At 43.5% G+C, this 16,878-nt stretch carries 15 protein-coding genes and 3 pseudogenes; 11 read left to right on the top strand and 7 right to left on the bottom strand.

The features are described from left to right. The first annotated feature begins 70 nt into the window (after positions 1 to 70). The 4 genes from FFV08_04165 (at position 71) to FFV08_04180 (ending at position 3,053) form a co-directional block, all read left to right on the top strand. Positions 71 to 919 (top strand): metallophosphoesterase family protein, encoded by an 849-nt coding sequence (locus FFV08_04165; GenBank protein QLB51915.1) that lies wholly within the window; start codon positions 71 to 73, stop codon positions 917 to 919. Positions 920 to 975: 56 nt separating this feature from the next. Beyond that, positions 976 to 1,425, top strand: a complete 450-nt coding sequence (locus FFV08_04170) for an Rrf2 family transcriptional regulator (protein ID QLB51916.1) — start codon at positions 976 to 978, stop codon at positions 1,423 to 1,425. Positions 1,426 to 1,656: 231 nt separating this feature from the next. Next, positions 1,657 to 2,514: a VOC family protein gene (locus FFV08_04175; GenBank protein ID QLB51917.1), complete on the top strand. Its 858-nt coding sequence runs from the start codon at positions 1,657 to 1,659 to the stop codon at positions 2,512 to 2,514. Between the two features lie 35 nt (positions 2,515 to 2,549). Beyond that, positions 2,550 to 3,053, top strand: a complete 504-nt coding sequence (locus FFV08_04180) for a methylated-DNA--[protein]-cysteine S-methyltransferase (protein ID QLB51918.1) — start codon at positions 2,550 to 2,552, stop codon at positions 3,051 to 3,053. Positions 3,054 to 3,161: 108 nt separating this feature from the next. Here FFV08_04180 and FFV08_04185 read toward each other — a convergent pair whose 3' ends face one another. The 5 genes and pseudogenes from FFV08_04185 to FFV08_04205 form a co-directional block, all read right to left on the bottom strand. Continuing rightward, entirely contained in the window at positions 3,162 to 3,854 is a 693-nt protein-coding gene (locus FFV08_04185) for an alpha/beta hydrolase (GenBank protein ID QLB51919.1), read from the bottom strand. Beyond that, positions 3,835 to 4,862 (bottom strand): annotated as a pseudogene (locus FFV08_04190) (metal ABC transporter substrate-binding protein). Before FFV08_04190 ends, FFV08_04185 begins: the two are co-directional and overlap by 20 nt. A 55-nt stretch (positions 4,863 to 4,917) precedes the next feature. Beyond that, positions 4,918 to 5,673: an ABC transporter ATP-binding protein gene (locus FFV08_04195; GenBank protein ID QLB51920.1), complete on the bottom strand. Its 756-nt coding sequence runs from the start codon at positions 5,671 to 5,673 to the stop codon at positions 4,918 to 4,920. Between the two features lies 1 nt (position 5,674). Then, the gene (locus FFV08_04200; GenBank protein ID QLB51921.1) at positions 5,675 to 6,721 is read right to left on the bottom strand and encodes an iron ABC transporter permease; all 1,047 of its coding nucleotides are present in this window, start codon (positions 6,719 to 6,721) and stop codon (positions 5,675 to 5,677) included. 512 nt (positions 6,722 to 7,233) lie between these two features. Continuing rightward, positions 7,234 to 8,316: an aminopeptidase P family protein gene (locus FFV08_04205; GenBank protein ID QLB51922.1), complete on the bottom strand. Its 1,083-nt coding sequence runs from the start codon at positions 8,314 to 8,316 to the stop codon at positions 7,234 to 7,236. 162 nt (positions 8,317 to 8,478) lie between these two features. Between FFV08_04205 and ccpA the strand changes: the two genes are divergently transcribed. The 7 genes and pseudogenes from ccpA to thrS all read left to right on the top strand — a co-directional run bounded on the left by ccpA (position 8,479) and on the right by thrS (position 15,469). After that, on the top strand, positions 8,479 to 9,483 hold the full coding sequence (ccpA, locus tag FFV08_04210) for a catabolite control protein A (protein ID QLB51923.1): 1,005 nt from the start codon (positions 8,479 to 8,481) through the stop codon (positions 9,481 to 9,483). Between the two features lie 104 nt (positions 9,484 to 9,587). Then, a pseudogene (locus FFV08_04215) lies at positions 9,588 to 9,653 on the top strand (NUDIX hydrolase). A 230-nt stretch (positions 9,654 to 9,883) separates the two neighbouring features. Beyond that, positions 9,884 to 10,881 (top strand): annotated as a pseudogene (locus FFV08_04220) (glycosyltransferase). A 1-nt stretch (position 10,882) separates the two neighbouring features. Continuing rightward, complete coding sequence (locus FFV08_04225; protein QLB51924.1) at positions 10,883 to 12,205, top strand: glycosyltransferase family 4 protein; 1,323 nt, start codon at positions 10,883 to 10,885, stop codon at positions 12,203 to 12,205. 71 nt (positions 12,206 to 12,276) lie between these two features. Then, on the top strand, positions 12,277 to 12,759 hold the full coding sequence (locus tag FFV08_04230) for a hypothetical protein (GenBank protein ID QLB51925.1): 483 nt from the start codon (positions 12,277 to 12,279) through the stop codon (positions 12,757 to 12,759). A gap of 336 nt (positions 12,760 to 13,095) precedes the next feature. After that, positions 13,096 to 13,494, top strand: coding sequence for a hypothetical protein (locus tag FFV08_04235; GenBank protein ID QLB51926.1), 399 nt, complete (start codon positions 13,096 to 13,098; stop codon positions 13,492 to 13,494). A gap of 31 nt (positions 13,495 to 13,525) precedes the next feature. Beyond that, on the top strand, positions 13,526 to 15,469 hold the full coding sequence (gene thrS / locus FFV08_04240; protein QLB51927.1) for a threonine--tRNA ligase: 1,944 nt from the start codon (positions 13,526 to 13,528) through the stop codon (positions 15,467 to 15,469). Between the two features lie 240 nt (positions 15,470 to 15,709). Here thrS and FFV08_04245 read toward each other — a convergent pair whose 3' ends face one another. Together FFV08_04245 and FFV08_04250 are read right to left on the bottom strand one after the other, a co-directional pair. After that, positions 15,710 to 16,108 (bottom strand): hypothetical protein, encoded by a 399-nt coding sequence (locus tag FFV08_04245; protein QLB51928.1) that lies wholly within the window; start codon positions 16,106 to 16,108, stop codon positions 15,710 to 15,712. A gap of 109 nt (positions 16,109 to 16,217) precedes the next feature. Next, positions 16,218 to 16,877, bottom strand: a complete 660-nt coding sequence (locus FFV08_04250) for an amino acid ABC transporter permease (protein QLB51929.1) — start codon at positions 16,875 to 16,877, stop codon at positions 16,218 to 16,220. Between the last annotated feature and the right edge of the window lies 1 nt (position 16,878).

The raw sequence follows: 16,878 nt of genomic DNA on the forward strand, positions 1-16,878 counted from the left end.
TCACTCATTTGGTGAGTGGAAGTTTTTTTGAACTTTGATATAATATTGTAAAGAAAGAGAAAGACACACGATGACACGAAAAATTGCCTTATTATCCGATGTGCATGGGAATAGCACAGCCTTGGAAGCGGTACTGGCGGATGCGAAAAGCCAGCAGGTGACAGATTATTGGTTTTTGGGGGACTTGCTCCTGCCAGGAACCGGCCGCAGAAATATCTTAGATAGGATGGAGCAGCTGCACATCAGCCTCCAGGTCAGAGGGAATTGGGAGGACAGCCTCTGGCATGCCCTGCATCAAAAGTTAGACTTGACACGTCCCAGCCATCTCTACCTGACCCGGCTCTGCCATTTTGTCCTAGAGGAAATCCGTCCAGAAGAGATTGACCGTATGCAGGAACTTCCTCTGCAGCTCTTGACAGAAGTAGAGGGATTGAAGATTGCGGTTAGCCACCATCTGCCTGATAAGAACTGGGGTCGGGAGCTGATTCATATTGGCGAGCAAAGTGATTTCGACCGCCTTTTTGAAGGGAATGATTGCGCTGTCGCTGTTTATGGTCATATTCACCAGCAGTTTCTTCGTTATGGGACTAAGGGCCAGCTGATTATCAATCCCGGCTCTATTGGTCAGCCATTCTTTCTAGATTCAGCTTTGCGTCAGGACTTGCGAGCCCAGTATGCCATTTTAGAGATAGATGAGACGGGTCTGGCTGATGTCGACCTACGGCGCGTGGTCTACGATGTGGAGCAGGAACTGCGATTGGCTCGGGAGCTCCACTTGCCTTACTATGAGATTTATCGGGAGAGTTTGGTCAATGGTATCCACCATACCCACAACCACGACCTGCTGCGGGAAATCAGTGAGCGGGAAGGCTATGCAGAAGATATTGAAGCTTTCTTAAAGTCCAGTCGTAACTCTTGAAGTTACACCATTTTTGAGATATAATAGTGAGAGAAAATGATGAGGAAGGAGAAAAAATGCAGATTTCTAGCCGTTTTACCATTGCCACTCATATGCTGATTGTCTTGGCTTTGGAGGGAAAAAAACAAAAACTGACAAGTGATATCCTTGCTGGCAGTGTCGGCGTCAACCCAGTTATTATCCGCAAGACCCTGTCCCAGCTCAAGAATGCCGGGATGATTACCGTTGCTCGTGGGACTGGAGGAGCAGAGATTGCCAAAGATTTGAAAGATATTAGTCTGTTGGATGTCTACAGTGCGGTTGAGTGTCTGGGCAAGAGCGGCCAGCTCTTTAGTTTTCATGACAAGCCCAATCCAGACTGTCCTATCGGTAAGAACATTCACAATGTCTTAGACGACCGCTTGGCGGCTATTCAGGCAGCCATGGAAGCTGAATTGGCTCAGACTAGGCTTGACGAGGTCGTCGCAGCGACCGAAAAAGAAATTAAAGAACAATCTGTTTCCTAGTGAGCAGATTGTTTTTTTTGTTAAGAATTTTCTGAGATGTAATCCTTGACATTACATCAAAACGTGCTATACTTATAGATGTAACGAAAATAATTACAATTTAAAATAATCTTTCGGAGCAAATGGAAAGGCAGGCATCCGCATCAAGAAACTTATCTCTATTTTGGAGAAATAAAAAAAGATTAGGCGGGAAACCTGCTAACATTTAAAATTTAAGAGAGGAGAAAGTATATGACTTTTGAATATCAAAGCAAGATTTATCTAGGAGAGGTGGCACTTTATGTAGCTGACTTAGCGAGACAAAGAGATTTTTATCAGCACGTTTTAGGCCTGGAACTTTTGGAAGAGCAGGACGGAGAGGTGGCTTTGGGCAGGGACGGACAAGTGTTGGTGAGGCTTTTAGCGACTAATGACCGACAGTCCGTTAAGTCGGCTTACGGTCTTTATCATTTGGCACTTTTGCTTCCAAGCCGTCAAGCCTTAGCAGATATCCTGAAGCATTTATCAGAAAGTAAAGTTCCTATGGTTGGAGGGGCGGATCACGGTTACAGTGAAGCTATTTATCTGGAGGATCCAGAAGGCAACGGCATTGAGCTTTATCGGGACAAGCCTCAGGCTGATTGGGATATTCGGGAAGACGGTCGCATTATCGGAGTGACGGAAGCTCTAGCGGCTCAAGAAATCTATGAACTGGGTCAGGAAGTCCAGCCGTTTAGTATTGCTGAAGGCACTCGTATGGGCCATGTCCATCTGTCTGTGAAAAATAGCAGAGTAGCCAGTCATTTTTACCAAAAGCTTCTAAGCTTGGAGGATAAATTTTCTTTACCTTCTGCTAGCTGGCTGGCATCAGGAAACTACCATCACCATTTAGCAGTTAATGAATGGGGAGGTTCTCACTTGAATCATCGCCAACCTAAGCAAATGGGACTAGCCTATTTTGAAGCGCAAGTTCAAGGGAAAGAAGACCTAGTAGCTATTTATGAAAACGCTCTGGACTTGCAGGCGTCAGTCCGATGGATTAGCTCCCAAGAGCTAGAAGTCACAGACCCAGATGGGATTGTGGCTAAAGTTAAGACAAGAGTGGTATAATAAGGCATATTAAGAAAATCGAAGAAAGAAAAAATATGTACAAGACTTATTATGCATCACCGATTGGCCGGATTCTCATCTTGACAGACGCAAATGCCTTGTTGGGACTTTGGCTAGAGGGTCAGAAATATTTTGGGGCAGGCTACGATTTGGAGCAAGCGCAGCAGGAGGAGACAGAAGTTAGCCAGCATGTTGCTGCTTGGCTGGATGCTTATTTCAAGGGAGAAAATCCCGCGACAGATGAAATTCCATTGGCACCTCAAGTGACTGAGTTTAGAAGCAAGGTTTTGACAGTGTTGCAGAAGATTCCCTATGGACAAACGGCTACTTATTCAGACATTCTACGAGAATTACAAGCCGAGTACGGTAAGATTGGATCGGCCAGAGCAGTCGGTGGTGCCATCGGCCATAATCCCATTTCCCTTCTGATTCCCTGCCACCGGATTGTCGGGAGTGATGGCAAGCTGACCGGCTATGCTGGAGGCCTTGATAAAAAAGCCTTTCTGTTGAAACTAGAAGCGGGGGAGAAGACTCAATAAATCTTTCTACTCAAGATTTTTACCATTTTACTGGTGAGAGTCTTTTGCTTGCATTAATAAACTAAAAACCCCTTTGTCAGCTGCTGTAAGTGACAAAGGGGTTTTTTATTAGTCGAGATGCCATTGTGTGGTCAGCCAGTCGGCAAAGGCCGCATAGCGCTCTTTGAGAGCTTCATGATGACCGTAAGGATCAAAGACGGAGCAAGTGGTAAGGATTTCTTTCTGAGTCAAGCGATGAATTTCTGCAGCATAAAAAGGAGCGTTGGAAAGTCGGTTTGAATGATTCGCGCCTTCAGTCTTTCCATTCTGCAAATAGACTAGACAGTCCTTGTTTTTTAACTCCTGAGACCGGCAATAGTTGGTAAAACCTGGGTACCAAAAGGAACCGCAGATAGAAAAAACACAGGGGATCTTGCAACCGCTATAGAGACTGTAAACAGCCGCTAGTCCACCGAGAGAGTAGCCACCATAGGCAATTCTCTTGTCATCCAGTAGGTAGTGCTGTCTGATTTCCGCTAATATACCGTTGAATAGTTTCTGATGGTAGCTATCCGCTCTGCCGCCAAAATCGGGATTGTCAGGCTTTAGAGCATTGGCTTTCCAGGGTGTATAATCGTCCAGCCTGTTGTTCGATATCAGTCCGATCAAGATTACCGATGGAGAAAGCCTGCTTAGGTAGTTTATCTGTCCATCATTTAGCAAGATTGCTGGATAAGGTCGTGATCCGTCATAATCTTGGGGTAGGGCAATATTGACAGTGATACCCTCCCAGACAAAGATCTTATTTATTGACAAAGTCATTGATTTTCTCGAGTGAGTCGATTACAGCAGGTCCATAATCCATGAACTCATCATAGGAGATGGTCATGATTTTCTGATTTTTGACAGCTGGGACATCTTCTAGAACTGGATTGGCTTTCATTAGTTCAACTGCTTGCTCATCCAAGGCCTTGTTGCGGTCGCTGGTTACGTAGATGATGACTTCTGGATCCATAGAGACCAGATTTTCCAAGGTTAGGTCAGAGGTTCCAGTCGCTACATTGGTATAGCCGAGCTGGTTGAGCAGACTCTCTTGCAGGGCAGATTTATAGGCACCGAAAGTCTCATCGTTGTAGGCACACATGATGAGCGCTTTTTTCTTTTCCCTTGACTAGCCTTATTGGTTTTCTTGACACTGTCAATTCTTGCCTGCAGCTGGTCAGCATACTGATTGGCCTTGTCTTGGACATTAAAAATGGTTCCTATATTCTTAACATCTTCAACAATATTGCCTAGGTCTTGCTTGGTATTGGACAGGGAAGCCTTCTGTGTATAGACAGGGATTTTGTTTTCATTCCAGGCACTGACTGTCCCCAGAGACTTCTCGGAAAACATCATGTTTCGGCCAAGAAGAGCATCTGGCTCATAGGATAGCACAGTTTCCTGTGATACGGTTTTCTTGTCGCCGACTTGCGGAATGGTGGCAATATCAGCCTTGTATTTATCTGTGACATCGTTGTCTGGATTGAGCATACCGGCGATCTTGTCTTTCAATCCTAGTTCAATCAAGATTTCGGTCGTCGAAAGGTTGTTGGTGATGACTTTTTCCGGTGCCTTTTCAAAGACCTGATCAATCTCCTTGCCTTCGGCATCGTAAGTTTTGATTGTCACTGGATATTTTGTCTCTGCTGTGCTCTTTTTCGCGCTTTCTGTTTTGGAGGAAGATTGTGAAGTTGAGCTTTCTTTCGTGCTCTCCTGAGATGAAGAATTGCAGGCTGCCATTGTCAGTGCAGCAGTTGCGACGAGTAAGATACTGAGTGTTTTTTTCATATTGCCTTCCTTTCTTGGGCTTGGAGCTTGTATAGATAAAGCTGAGAGCAGGCTCTTATAGATACTGAATCATGGCCTGTCGATCCTTGGTCCAGATTACTTTGCTCTGAATACCGTAAACGGCTTGCAGTGAATCATGGGTGATGGCCTCCTTTGGAGCACCTTGGTATGCAATCTCACCTCCTTTCATGAGGTACAAATAGTCTGAATACCGACAAGCCAGTTGGATATCGTGTAAAACAGCCAAAACATTGATGTTCAGGTCTTTGACGATACGCAGCATATCCAGCTGGTATTTGATATCCAGATGATTGGTCGGCTCGTCTAAGAGCAGTAGGCTTGGCTGCTGGGCCAAAGCGCGTGCCAGCAGGACTCTTTGCTTCTCTCCACCAGACAGGGATAGATAGGTTCGCTCTCCCTTGTCTAGCATGTCCACCTGTCTCAAGGCATGACGGACAAGGGCATAGTCTTTTTCGCTCTCTTTTTGAAAAAGGGACAGATGTGGCGTCCTGCCCAGCATGACGATTTCTTGGACGGTGCAGTCAAACTGAAGATGGTTAAACTGAGTTACAACGGCTATTTTCTGGGCTGCTTTTTTTATGCTGACCTGTTCAAGTGGCCTACCGTTTAGATAAATATCCCCGCTGTTAGGTTTGATTTGGCGGTAGATGGTTTTGAGCAGACTAGTTTTGCCGCTTCCGTTGGGCCCTAAAATGGTGTGAAACTGATTTCCCTCGACCGTGAGTGAAATCCCTCTTAAGATTTCTTTTTGGCCGACAGTATAGTGGATATTTTGGCAAGTTAGATCCATATCAGCTGCTTACCTCCTTTCGGCTTTTGGCTACAATGTAGATAAAGAAGGGTGCACCGACCAAAGCGGTGAAGATTCCAATCGGCAGCTCGGCATTTTTGACCAAAATTCGAGCTAAAACATCTGCCCAGACAAGAAAGAGAGAGCCGAGCAGGGTAGCAATAGGAAAGAGCCTTTTGTAGTTGGTACCGACTAATCTTCGAGCAATGTGCGGAGTGATTAGTCCAACGAAGCCGATAATGCCGCAGCAGGCAACCAGTACCGCTGTCATGACTGCGACAACTGTGATATAAAGGAACCAGTAAAAACGCAGAGGCACCCCCAGTGTCAAAGCTGCTTCGTCCCCCATCATCATAGTATTGAAAATACGATACTGGGAACAGAAAAACAAAAAGGAGAGACCAACAACAAGAGCCGGCAAGGCAAGATCTGACCAAGAAGTTCCGGCTAGTGAGCCCATGGTCCAGAACTTGATTGTCATAAGGCTGTCAGCATTAGCACCGACAGAAATGATAAAGTTAGAAAAGGCGATAAAAAGGGCATTTACAACTGTTCCTGATAAAATCAGACTGCTTGTCGTCATTTTTCCCTGCATGGATGCGATAAAAAGGACCACTGCCGATGCCAGAATGGCTCCTATAAAGGCACCTGTGCCAGTAATGGATTTGAGCCCTAAGATAATGCTCAGTGTGGCTCCGAAGGTTGCACCCGCTGAAATTCCTAGGATATAAGGCTCTGCGATGGGATTATTGACAGTAGATTGCATGACGCTGCCACAGACAGACAGCCCAGCACCAGCTAGGATTCCCAAGATCACTCTTGGAACCCGCATGTTCCAAACAATAGCGATTGTAGACGGCGATAGTTTGCCTGTGCCAAGGGAAAATCCGAGCTTACTGAAAATAATCTGGTAAGTATCTTGTATGTCAATAGTAACTGATCCCAAAGAAACAGCTAAAAAGAGAGAGAAAGCCAGAAAAATGATGAGAAGCAAGAGCAGGCAGATATAGCGAGAAAATCCGTGATTTTCTGACCTTTTGAAGAGCATCCAGACCTCCTTAACAGCAAAGATTAGAATTTTTAGACAATTTTTCATAAAAAATTATAACATTTTTAAATCAGAAGGGCAAGAAGGGATAAAAACCTCTGATATGACAAGGTTTGATGATGCTTTATCTTTTCAGTGATGAAAACATCTTGCTGGTGTAAAAAATGGTTAGAGCTGAGTAATTGAGTTTTTCGGAATGTCTCTAGAAACGACTTCATTGGAGAAAAAGTGGGTGAATCTAAATGACTTAGTATAATTACTAGGAAACAAGAAAAAACGACAGAAACTTTTCTATCGTTTTTTGAAATTATAAATGCGTAAGGACTAAGAGCGCTATAACGATATTCAAAACCTATTTGAGCTAAAGAAGAGTGAGAAGCGGTCACTTTATTCAATTTTCTCATTAATCAAAAAGTGATGCCTGAAAGCCTCCAACAATGATAGCTAAAATGGTCAGATGGCTTTTGCCAAGCCTAATAATCATTCAAGACATAATATAGGCTTATAAAATTCTATTCAAAATACAGCAAGTCCTTGCTAGTTTCGGTGAAGAGTTCAAAACCATTCTTAGTGACATGGCCGCAGTCTTCGATGCGGACACCGACCTTGCCAGGGATGTAGATACCAGGCTCAACAGAGAAGCACATGCCTTCTTCAATGACCATGTCGTTGCCCTCCATAATAGATGGAAATTCGTGAACATCCATACCGATACCATGGCCGAGACGGTGGTTGAAATACTCACCATAGCCCGCTTTTTCGATGACTTGCCGAGCAGCACGGTCTACTTCATGAGCTGTGACACCTGGCTTGATAAAATCAAGAGCAGCTTGTTGGGCTTCTAAAGTCAGATGGTAGATATTTTTTTTGAACTGGTCCGGCTGGCCAACAGCAACGGTCCGTGTCATATCGCTGGCATAGCCATTAACCATGCAGCCCAGGTCAAAGAGCAGGAGGGCGTTATTTTCGACTTTATTGGCACCGGGAATTCCGTGCGGATTAGCTGCATTATTTCCCGTCAGCACCATGGTTTCAAAGCTCATCTCATAACCTTCTCGCTTGATGGCAAAGTCAATCTGAGCGATGATATCTGTTTCAGTATTGTCCAGTGAGATATTGTCAAAACCAATATTAACAGCCTTGTCAGCATATTGCCCAGCTACCAGCATTTTCTGGATTTCATCGGCAGACTTAATCAGGCGCAAGCGGTTGACGTAAGGAGTCAGGTTGGCAAATTCTGCGCTATCAAAGACAGTTTTCAATCCATGATATTTGGTCAAAATCAAGTTATCAAACTCAAGAGCGACAGTCTTGAAGGAGTGAGCCGGCAGGGCAGCTTTAATCTTCTGCCAAGGATTTTCGGAGTCCATATAGCCAAGGACTGAAAAGGGAACAGCTCCTGAAGCCCGCTCAACTTCTAGAGCTGGTACGAAGAGCAGGGGTTCATGGTCAGGATAGACAAACAAAAACATCTGCCGCTCATGCGGGTCGCTGTAGAAACCAGTCAGATAATTGATAGTGACAGGATCAGACAGGACAGCAGCATCTAGCTTCTCATTCTCGAGATAGTGGGTGATTTGTTGGATTTTTGTCATGGTCACAACCTTCTTTCTATGCCTCTATTTTGGCAAAAAATGTCAAAAAAAGCAAGACTTTTCAAAAACTTATCAAAATACTTGAAAGTGTTTACAAGAAGTGATAAAATGGTGAATGTAGGAAAGTGAAAACGATATTTTCAATAGAAGAAAGGAAACTATATGAACACAGACGACACAGTAACCATTTATGATGTCGCCCGTGAAGCGGGAGTTTCGATGGCGACAGTCAGTCGGGTAGTGAATGGAAACAAGAACGTCAAAGAAAACACACGTAAAAAAGTTTTAGAGGTCATTGATCGTCTTGACTATCGTCCAAATGCAGTAGCACGTGGCCTAGCCAGCAAGAAGACTACAACCGTCGGCGTTGTCATTCCAAATATTACCAATAGCTATTTCTCAACCCTGGCAAAAGGGATTGATGATATTGCTGAAATGTATAAATACAATATTGTCTTGGCTAACAGTGATGAGGACGATGATAAGGAAGTCTCCGTTGTCAATACCCTCTTTTCTAAACAGGTGGATGGCATTATTTTCATGGGCTATCATCTGACGGAGAAAATTCGCTCAGAGTTTTCTCGTTCGCGTACACCGGTCGTTTTGGCGGGTACTGTCGATGTGGAGCATCAGCTTCCGAGCGTCAATATTGACTACAAACAAGCAACGGTTGATGCTGTAGAATTACTGGCTAAACGCAATAAGAAAATTGCCTTTGTCAGCGGACCGCTTGTAGATGATATCAACGGGAAAATCCGTCTATCAGGCTATAAAGATGGCTTGAAGAACAAGAAGCTTTCATACAGCGAAGGCTTGGTTTTTGAATCTAAATATTCTTATGATGATGGCTACCACTTGGCAGAGCGTGTCATTGCTTCCAAAGCAACTGCAGCTTTTGTCACAGGAGATGAACTGGCAGCAGGCCTCTTAAATGGTCTGTCTGATCAAGGCATCAAGGTTCCAGAAGATTTTGAAATCATTACCAGTGATGATTCGCAAGTAGCTCGTTTCACTCGTCCTAACCTTTCCACAATCGGTCAGCCCCTCTATGACATCGGCGCTATCAGTATGCGCATGCTGACTAAGATTATGCATAAGGAAGAATTGGAAGAACGCGAAGTTCTCCTAGCTCACAGCATTAGCGAGCGTAAATCAACTCGGAAATAAGCGGTGATCTGCAAGTCTGATTAGGAACTTCTCTGAGCTTGAAAAGCGAGCGAAGAGACTAAGTCAATGACTGCTTTAAGAGAGTTTCATGACTATGAAGCGAGGAGAGTGGGACAGAAATCGGTAATTCGTTAGAATTCGATTTCGTCGTCCCACCTCCGCACAGTTGAGTAGGGCTGTAAAAGCTGATGAAATCAGCGTAGTAGAGCCCACTCAACCACTGCGTCTTGCTCGACAATCCAAAGACAATTGAGAGGCTAGGACTTTTGTCCCAGCCTCTTTTTTGTGTTTCCATTTAGCTAGGGGTACTTTTCTAAGCCTATCAGGCTTTGGATGGATTTTTTACCTCATTTGCCCTTGTGGTTTTCCTTTTTATTTGATTTTCGGTATAATAGGAAGTATGAAAGTATTACTGTATCTTGAAGGAAAGTCCGTTTTGGAGAAATCAGGAATCGGCCGAGCCCTCCAGCATCAGATGCATGCCTTGGATTTGGCTGGGATTCCTTATACGACGGACGTTTTAGGAGATTATGATGTGGTCCACATCAATACCTATGGTCCCCGTAGCTTGCTTCTTCTGCATGCTGCCAAGAGGGGCAATAAAAAAGTGATTATGCATGGGCATTCGACCAAGGAGGACTTTGAAAATTCCTTTATTGGATCCAATCTCTTTGCTCCGCTTTTTGGTAAATATCTGACGCACATGTATAAAAAGGCGGATTTCATTATCACGCCATCTGAGTATTCCAAGCAGCTGATCCAGTCTTATGGAGTCACTACGCCTATGGTGGCTGTGTCAAACGGTATTGACCTGCCTAAGTATAAGAAAGATGCTCGCAAGGAAGAAGTTTTTAAAAATATTTTAAGATTGAAGAAGGGCAGAAGGTGGTTGTCTGTGCTGGCCTTTATTTCCGCCGCAAGGGGATTGAGGACTTTGTAGAGGTTGCCCGCAGGATGCCAGATGTGCGCTTTATCTGGCTGGGCTCTATCAATCTCTGGCTGATTCCGCGAAAGATTCGTCGTCTGGTTCTCTTTGACCATCCTGATAATGTTGAATTTCCCGGCTATTTTAAGGGAGCGATATTTCAGGGAGCCATGTCTGGAGCAGATGCCTTCTTTTTCCCGTCCTATGAGGAAACTGAAGGAATTGTTGTCCTGGAAGCCTTGGCCAGTGAGCAGAATGTTGTGCTGCGTGATATTCCGGTCTATCAGGGCTGGGTGGATGAGCGTTCAGCCGAGCTCTGTCATAACGTAGACGAGTTTGTCCAGTCTCTGAGAAATATCTTGGATAAAAAGGTGGATAAGCGTGAAGCAGGCTATCAAGTGGCTAAAAGCCGAGCCATTGACGATGTTTCAGGTCAGTTAGTTGAGGCTTATCAAACAGTTTTGGAGATGTAAGATGCGTATTGGTCTTTTTACAGATACCTACTTTCCTCAGGTCTCTGGGGTTGCAACCAGTATTCGGACTTTGAAGACGGAGCTGGAAAAATTAGGTCACACGGTATTTATTTTTACGACGACGGACAAGGATGTCAATCGTTATGAAGATTGGCAGATTATTCGGATTCCCAGCGTACCTTTCTTTGCCTTTAAGGACCGAAGAGTGGCTTACCGAGGATTTTCTCACGCCTTAGAAATTGCCCGCCAGTACCAGCTGGATATTATCCATACCCAGACTGAGTTTTCACTAGGGCTGCTGGGGATTTGGATTGCCAAAGAGCTGCGGATTCCGGTAGTACATACCTATCACACCCAGTATGAAGATTATGTGCACTATATTGCCAAGGGGATGGTTATCCGTCCTAGTATGGTCAAGTACATCGTCCGTGGCTTCATGAGTGATTTGGATGGGGTTATCTGCCCTAGTGAGATTGTTTATGACCTTTTGGTTAATTATAAAATCGAAGCAGAAAAACGGGTAATTCCGACAGGGATTGAGCTGGCGAAGTTTGAGCGGCCAGAAATTTCGCGTGAGGATATCAAGAAGCTGCGTTTCAAGCTAGGACTGGCTGAAGATGAGATTATGCTGCTCAGTCTGTCCCGTATTTCTTATGAAAAGAATATCCAGGCTATCGTCGAGGCGATGCCTGCCGTCCTTGAAGAAAATGACAAAGTCAAGCTAGTTATTGTCGGCGACGGTCCTTATGCGGAAGACTTGAAAGAACTGGTTGCCAAGCTTCAGATTGAAGAAGCTGTCATCTTTACAGGGATGATTGCTCCTAGTGATACGGCCCTTTACTATAAAGCTGCGGATTTCTTTATCTCTGCGTCAACCAGTGAGACTCAAGGTCTGACATATCTGGAAAGCTTAGCCAGCGGCACACCGATTATTGCCCATGGAAATCCTTATCTGGATAATGTTATCAGTGACAAGATTTTTGGAACCCTTTATTACCAAGAGCGTGATTTATCAGGCGCTATTTTAGAGGCGATTATTGCGACACCTGATATGGATGAGCAGAAGCTAGCAGACAAGCTCTACGAGATTTCAGCGGAGAATTTTGGTCGCAGAGTCTATGAGTTTTATCTGGATTTAACCATTTCCAAGGACTTCCATAACGAGCTTAGCCCAGAGGAAAGTGCTGCCAAGCGTCTGGCCAAGACAGTGGCCTATCTGCCTGGCAAGGTCATCTCTCTTCCAATCAATGGATCCGTTCGTATCCTCAAAGCTTCGAGTAAGCAAGTGAAAAAAATCAGGAATATTACTAAATTATTAGAATAGAAACATGCCTTGTATCATTGTGTCAATAGCTATTTATGCAAGGTTCTGTTTAGAAATAGAGGAGAAATCTTATGAAAAAATATCTCAAACAGTTTCCTTGGCTGCTTTTGTTCTATGGCATTTTCATTGCTTCAGATTGGATTTGGCAAGAGCTTTGGAGATATCTTATAGACAATACAGAAAGTGTAGAAAGTGTTTTGAACTGGCTTTCAAACCTTAATATTTTGTATTATCTTTTACTGCTGCCCTTGGTTGCTGCAGTGATTGTTTATATAAATACTCGGATGCAAGGCTTTTCACTGCCTTTTCTTCTTTTGATTCCTGGTGTCCATTATTATTACCTATTCAAAAATTTTTTTGACGGACTTTTTTACTCAGGAGACGAGATTTATAATCCAATCACTTCAACGCTTTATAATGCTAGGGATATTCATGTCTTGTTATTCCTTTCTTTGGGAGGAATGCTTTTGGCAGAGCAACACCGTAAAAAACGTCAAGCAGCCACTTTGAGTCAAGAGGCTCTCAATCGTTTTTCTCGTTTTGATGGTCAATAGCTCTTGCAAATTTCTCCAATCGTGCTATAATGTTTTCTAGAGACAAATCACCTGCAGGAAATCTTTTAGAGAGCGCGTGGAGCTGGAAATCGCGTAGAGGATGCAGTTGGGACTACTCTATTAGCTTTTATGCAAACATAAAACGGTGGCTACGTTAGAGCCGATTCGAGGTGTAAGTCTTTTGACTTGCATAAATGAAGGTGGAACCACGTTGCGACGTCCTTTTTGGATGTCGTTTTTTTGTTTTCATTTTTCTTTTGTTACTTTTGGGGTGGCGAGAGAGGACTTTTCCTTTGCTACAATATTAAAAAAATAAAATGAATAAAGGAGATCTGTATGGGATTCAAATTTGAAGAAATTAAGGCTTATTTAATGAAACATGGCTTAGATTCTAGCATAGCTGAGTCGCTGCATGCGGTTTATGGAACTCAGCGCTTGGGAGGCACTGCAAATGCCTACTTTTTAATTGTTTTTACCGAGACAGGAATATACATCATTTCTATTACCCCTATGGGGAAATTAGGAGAGGTTGTAGGAGAATTTTCAGCAGAAGATATCAAAGCATATCAATTTAAGAAGCGCTTGTTCATAGGATATAAACTTAAATTTTCGATGAATGATAAACAGAGTTTTGAATTTAATGTTAATAAGGTAATGATTGGTGCAGGCTGGCATAAAACTGAGCTACAAAAGATTCTAGAAACAAACTATTACAATAAAAGAATAGATTCTTAAAATATTTGGATGATAGATAAGGAGAAAACTCATGATTAAGATTACTTTCCCAGATGGCGCTGTGTGTGAATTCGAATCTGGCGTGACAACTTTTGAAATTGCTCAATCTATCAGCAATTCCCTAGCTAAAAAAGCTTTGGCTGGTAAATTCAACGGCAAATTGATTGATACGACTCGTGCCATCACGAAAGATGGTGCCATTGAAATCGTGACACCTGAACACGAAGATGCTTTAGATATCCTGCGTCACTCTGCGGCTCACTTGTTTGCGCAAGCAGCTCGCCGCCTTTTCCCAGATATTCACTTGGGTGTTGGTCCTGCCATTCAGGATGGTTTCTACTACGATACGGACAATGAAACAGGGCAAATTTCAAATGAAGACCTGCCTCGTATCGAAGAAGAAATGAAGAAAATCGTCAAAGAAAACTTCCCATCTATCCGTGAGGAAGTGACTAAAGATGAGGCGCGTGAAATTTTCAAAAACGATCCATACAAGTTGGAATTGATTGAAGAGCACTCAGAAGATGAGGGCGGTTTGACCATCTACCGTCAGGGTGAATACGTGGATCTCTGCCGTGGGCCTCACGTTCCATCTACAGGTCGTATCCAAATCTTCCACCTCTTGAACGTAGCCGGTGCATACTGGCGCGGGAACAGCGACAATGCTATGATGCAGCGGGTCTATGGTACCGCTTGGTTTGACAAGAAAGACCTGAAGAAATATCTGCAAATGCGGGAAGAAGCCAAAGAACGTGACCACCGTAAGTTAGGGAAAGAGCTGGATCTATTCATGATTTCTCAAGAAGTGGGTCAAGGTTTGCCTTTCTGGCTGCCAAATGGTGCGACTGTCCGTCGTGAGTTGGAGCGCTACATCGTTGACAAAGAGTTGGCTTCAGGCTACCAACACGTTTACACTCCGCCTTTGGCTTCTGTGGAGCTCTATAAGACCTCTGGCCACTGGGAGCACTACCAAGAGGATATGTTCCCAACCATGGATATGGGTGATGGAGAAGAGTTTGTTCTTCGTCCCATGAACTGCCCTCACCACATCCAGGTCTACAAACACCATGTTCATTCTTACCGTGAACTGCCAATCCGTATTGCTGAGATTGGCATGATGCACCGTTATGAGAAATCTGGTGCCCTAACTGGTCTTCAACGTGTACGTGAAATGTCCTTGAATGATGGTCACCTTTTTGTAACGCCAGAACAGATTCAAGAAGAATTTCAGCGTGCGCTGCAGTTGATTATCGACGTTTACGCCGACTTCAACTTGACAGAATATCGTTTCCGTCTGTCTCTTCGAGACCCTCAGGATACGCATAAGTATTTTGATAACGATGAGATGTGGGAAAATGCCCAAACCATGCTGCGAGCAGCCTTGGACGAAATGGGTGTGGACTACTTTGAAGCAGAAGGAGAAGCAGCCTTCTACGGTCCGAAACTTGATATCCAGGTTAAAACAGCCCTAGGAAATGAAGAAACTCTGTCAACTATCCAGCTGGACTTCCTCTTGCCAGAGCGTTTTGACCTCAAGTATGTCGGAGCTGACGGTGAAGAGCATCGCCCAGTTATGATTCACCGTGGAGTTATCTCAACCATGGAGCGCTTCACAGCCATCTTGATTGAAAATTATAAGGGTGCCTTCCCGACTTGGCTGGCTCCGCATCAAGTGACCTTGATTCCTGTTTCTAACGAAGCCCATATTGACTATGCTTGGCAAGTGGCTAAAAAGCTGCGCGACAAGGGTGTGCGTGCTGATGTGGATGAGCGCAATGAAAAGATGCAGTACAAGATTCGTGCTTCGCAAACTAGCAAAATTCCTTATCAGCTCATCGTTGGTGACAAGGAAGTAGAAGATGGCACTGTTAATGTACGCCGCTATGGTCAAAAAGAAACACATACAATACCAGTAGACGAATTTGTAGAGCAGATCTTAGCAGACATTGCCAGCAAATCACGTGTTGAAGAGTAGAATTCATTGGATAACGATTAAGAGTCTGGGACAAAAGTCCAGCCTCAAATATAAAAAGCGAACAAAACTAGTTTTCTGGTAATCAGAATTCTGCTTTGTTCGCTTTTCGCATTTAATTATAGATTTGAAGGGCTTAATAATTAAGATTTTTAAAAATTGAAATCTTTTTGTCCCAAACTCTTAATTATTTTCTATCTGTAAGTAAAAATTTCTTTACTAATTATGTTAGCAAATTTGATCTTAATTCAAGTATTTATCCACATAATCATCAAAATCAGGATACTCATTTCGGTTCATGGCATAGAGCATTTCCCCATAGAGAGGATCACTTGATGGGTCTTCAGGTTCTATAAGAGTAGCTATTTTCATATCATCATCTGGGAAAAGGATGGTGTAGTGATAGGTATCGCTGACAGTGATACTGTAATATTTAGTGTTATCTTGATAGCCCGAATCGTCTATCTTATAGTGAAATTCTTTATCGCCTAGTTTGCCTGTTTTGTCATTGAAGACAATGTCAATGTCCTCTCCGTTTGCTTTCTGAGCCTTCCATTTTCCTTGGAAGCTAGCGTGCTGACCGCAGGCGCTGAGAAAGATTAGTGTTAAGACAGTGATGAAAAGCCATGTTAGTTTTTTCATATCGTTCTCCTTATCTATCCTTTGATATTATTCTACCACAAATATTAAAAATAAAAAAGCTGAGTTGGAAAAACTCAACTTTTGCACAGTAGGTCTGTATCTGAGCTACTTATTCTGCAGCTTGAGCCCAGCGTTGAGATAGCTTGCGCGAGAAGCTGGAAATGGCGAAGTTAATCAGGAAATAGATGGCTGCTACTAATAGGTAGAGTGCGAAGACCTGTTCAGCTTCAAAATAGCGTCCCATTAGAATTTGAGCAGAACCAAAGAGTTCTTGGAGCGCAATAACAGAATAGAGCAGGCTGGTATCCTTTATCACTGTAACAAACTGAGAAATGATTGCTGGCAGCATTTTTCGAATAGCCTGAGGTAGGATGATATAACGCAAAATCTGAAACTGAGTAAATCCTTGAGATAAGCCAGCTTCAGTCTGGCCTGGATCGATGGCATTGAGGCCGCCCCGGATAATTTCTGCCAAAGCAGCAGAAGTAAAGACGGTGAAGCTGATGATACCGGCTGGCGTTGACTTAATCTGAAAGACTAAAAAGATGGTGAAAATCCAGAGCAGATTGGGTACATTACGGACAAATTCGATATAAATGCTGGCAATTAGCTTGAGCAGTTTATTTTTTCCGTTTCTCATGACTGCTAGAATAGTTCCAAAAATGGTTGATAGGACAATGGAAATGAAAGAAATTTGCAGCGTCAGCCAGAGCCCCTTAAGGATAAAGAGGAGGTTGTTTGCGGTTAAGACTTTTAAAATGTTTTCCATA

Source organism: Streptococcus sanguinis (assembly GCA_013378335.1).
Classification (GTDB): Bacteria; Bacillota; Bacilli; order Lactobacillales; family Streptococcaceae; genus Streptococcus; species Streptococcus sanguinis_I.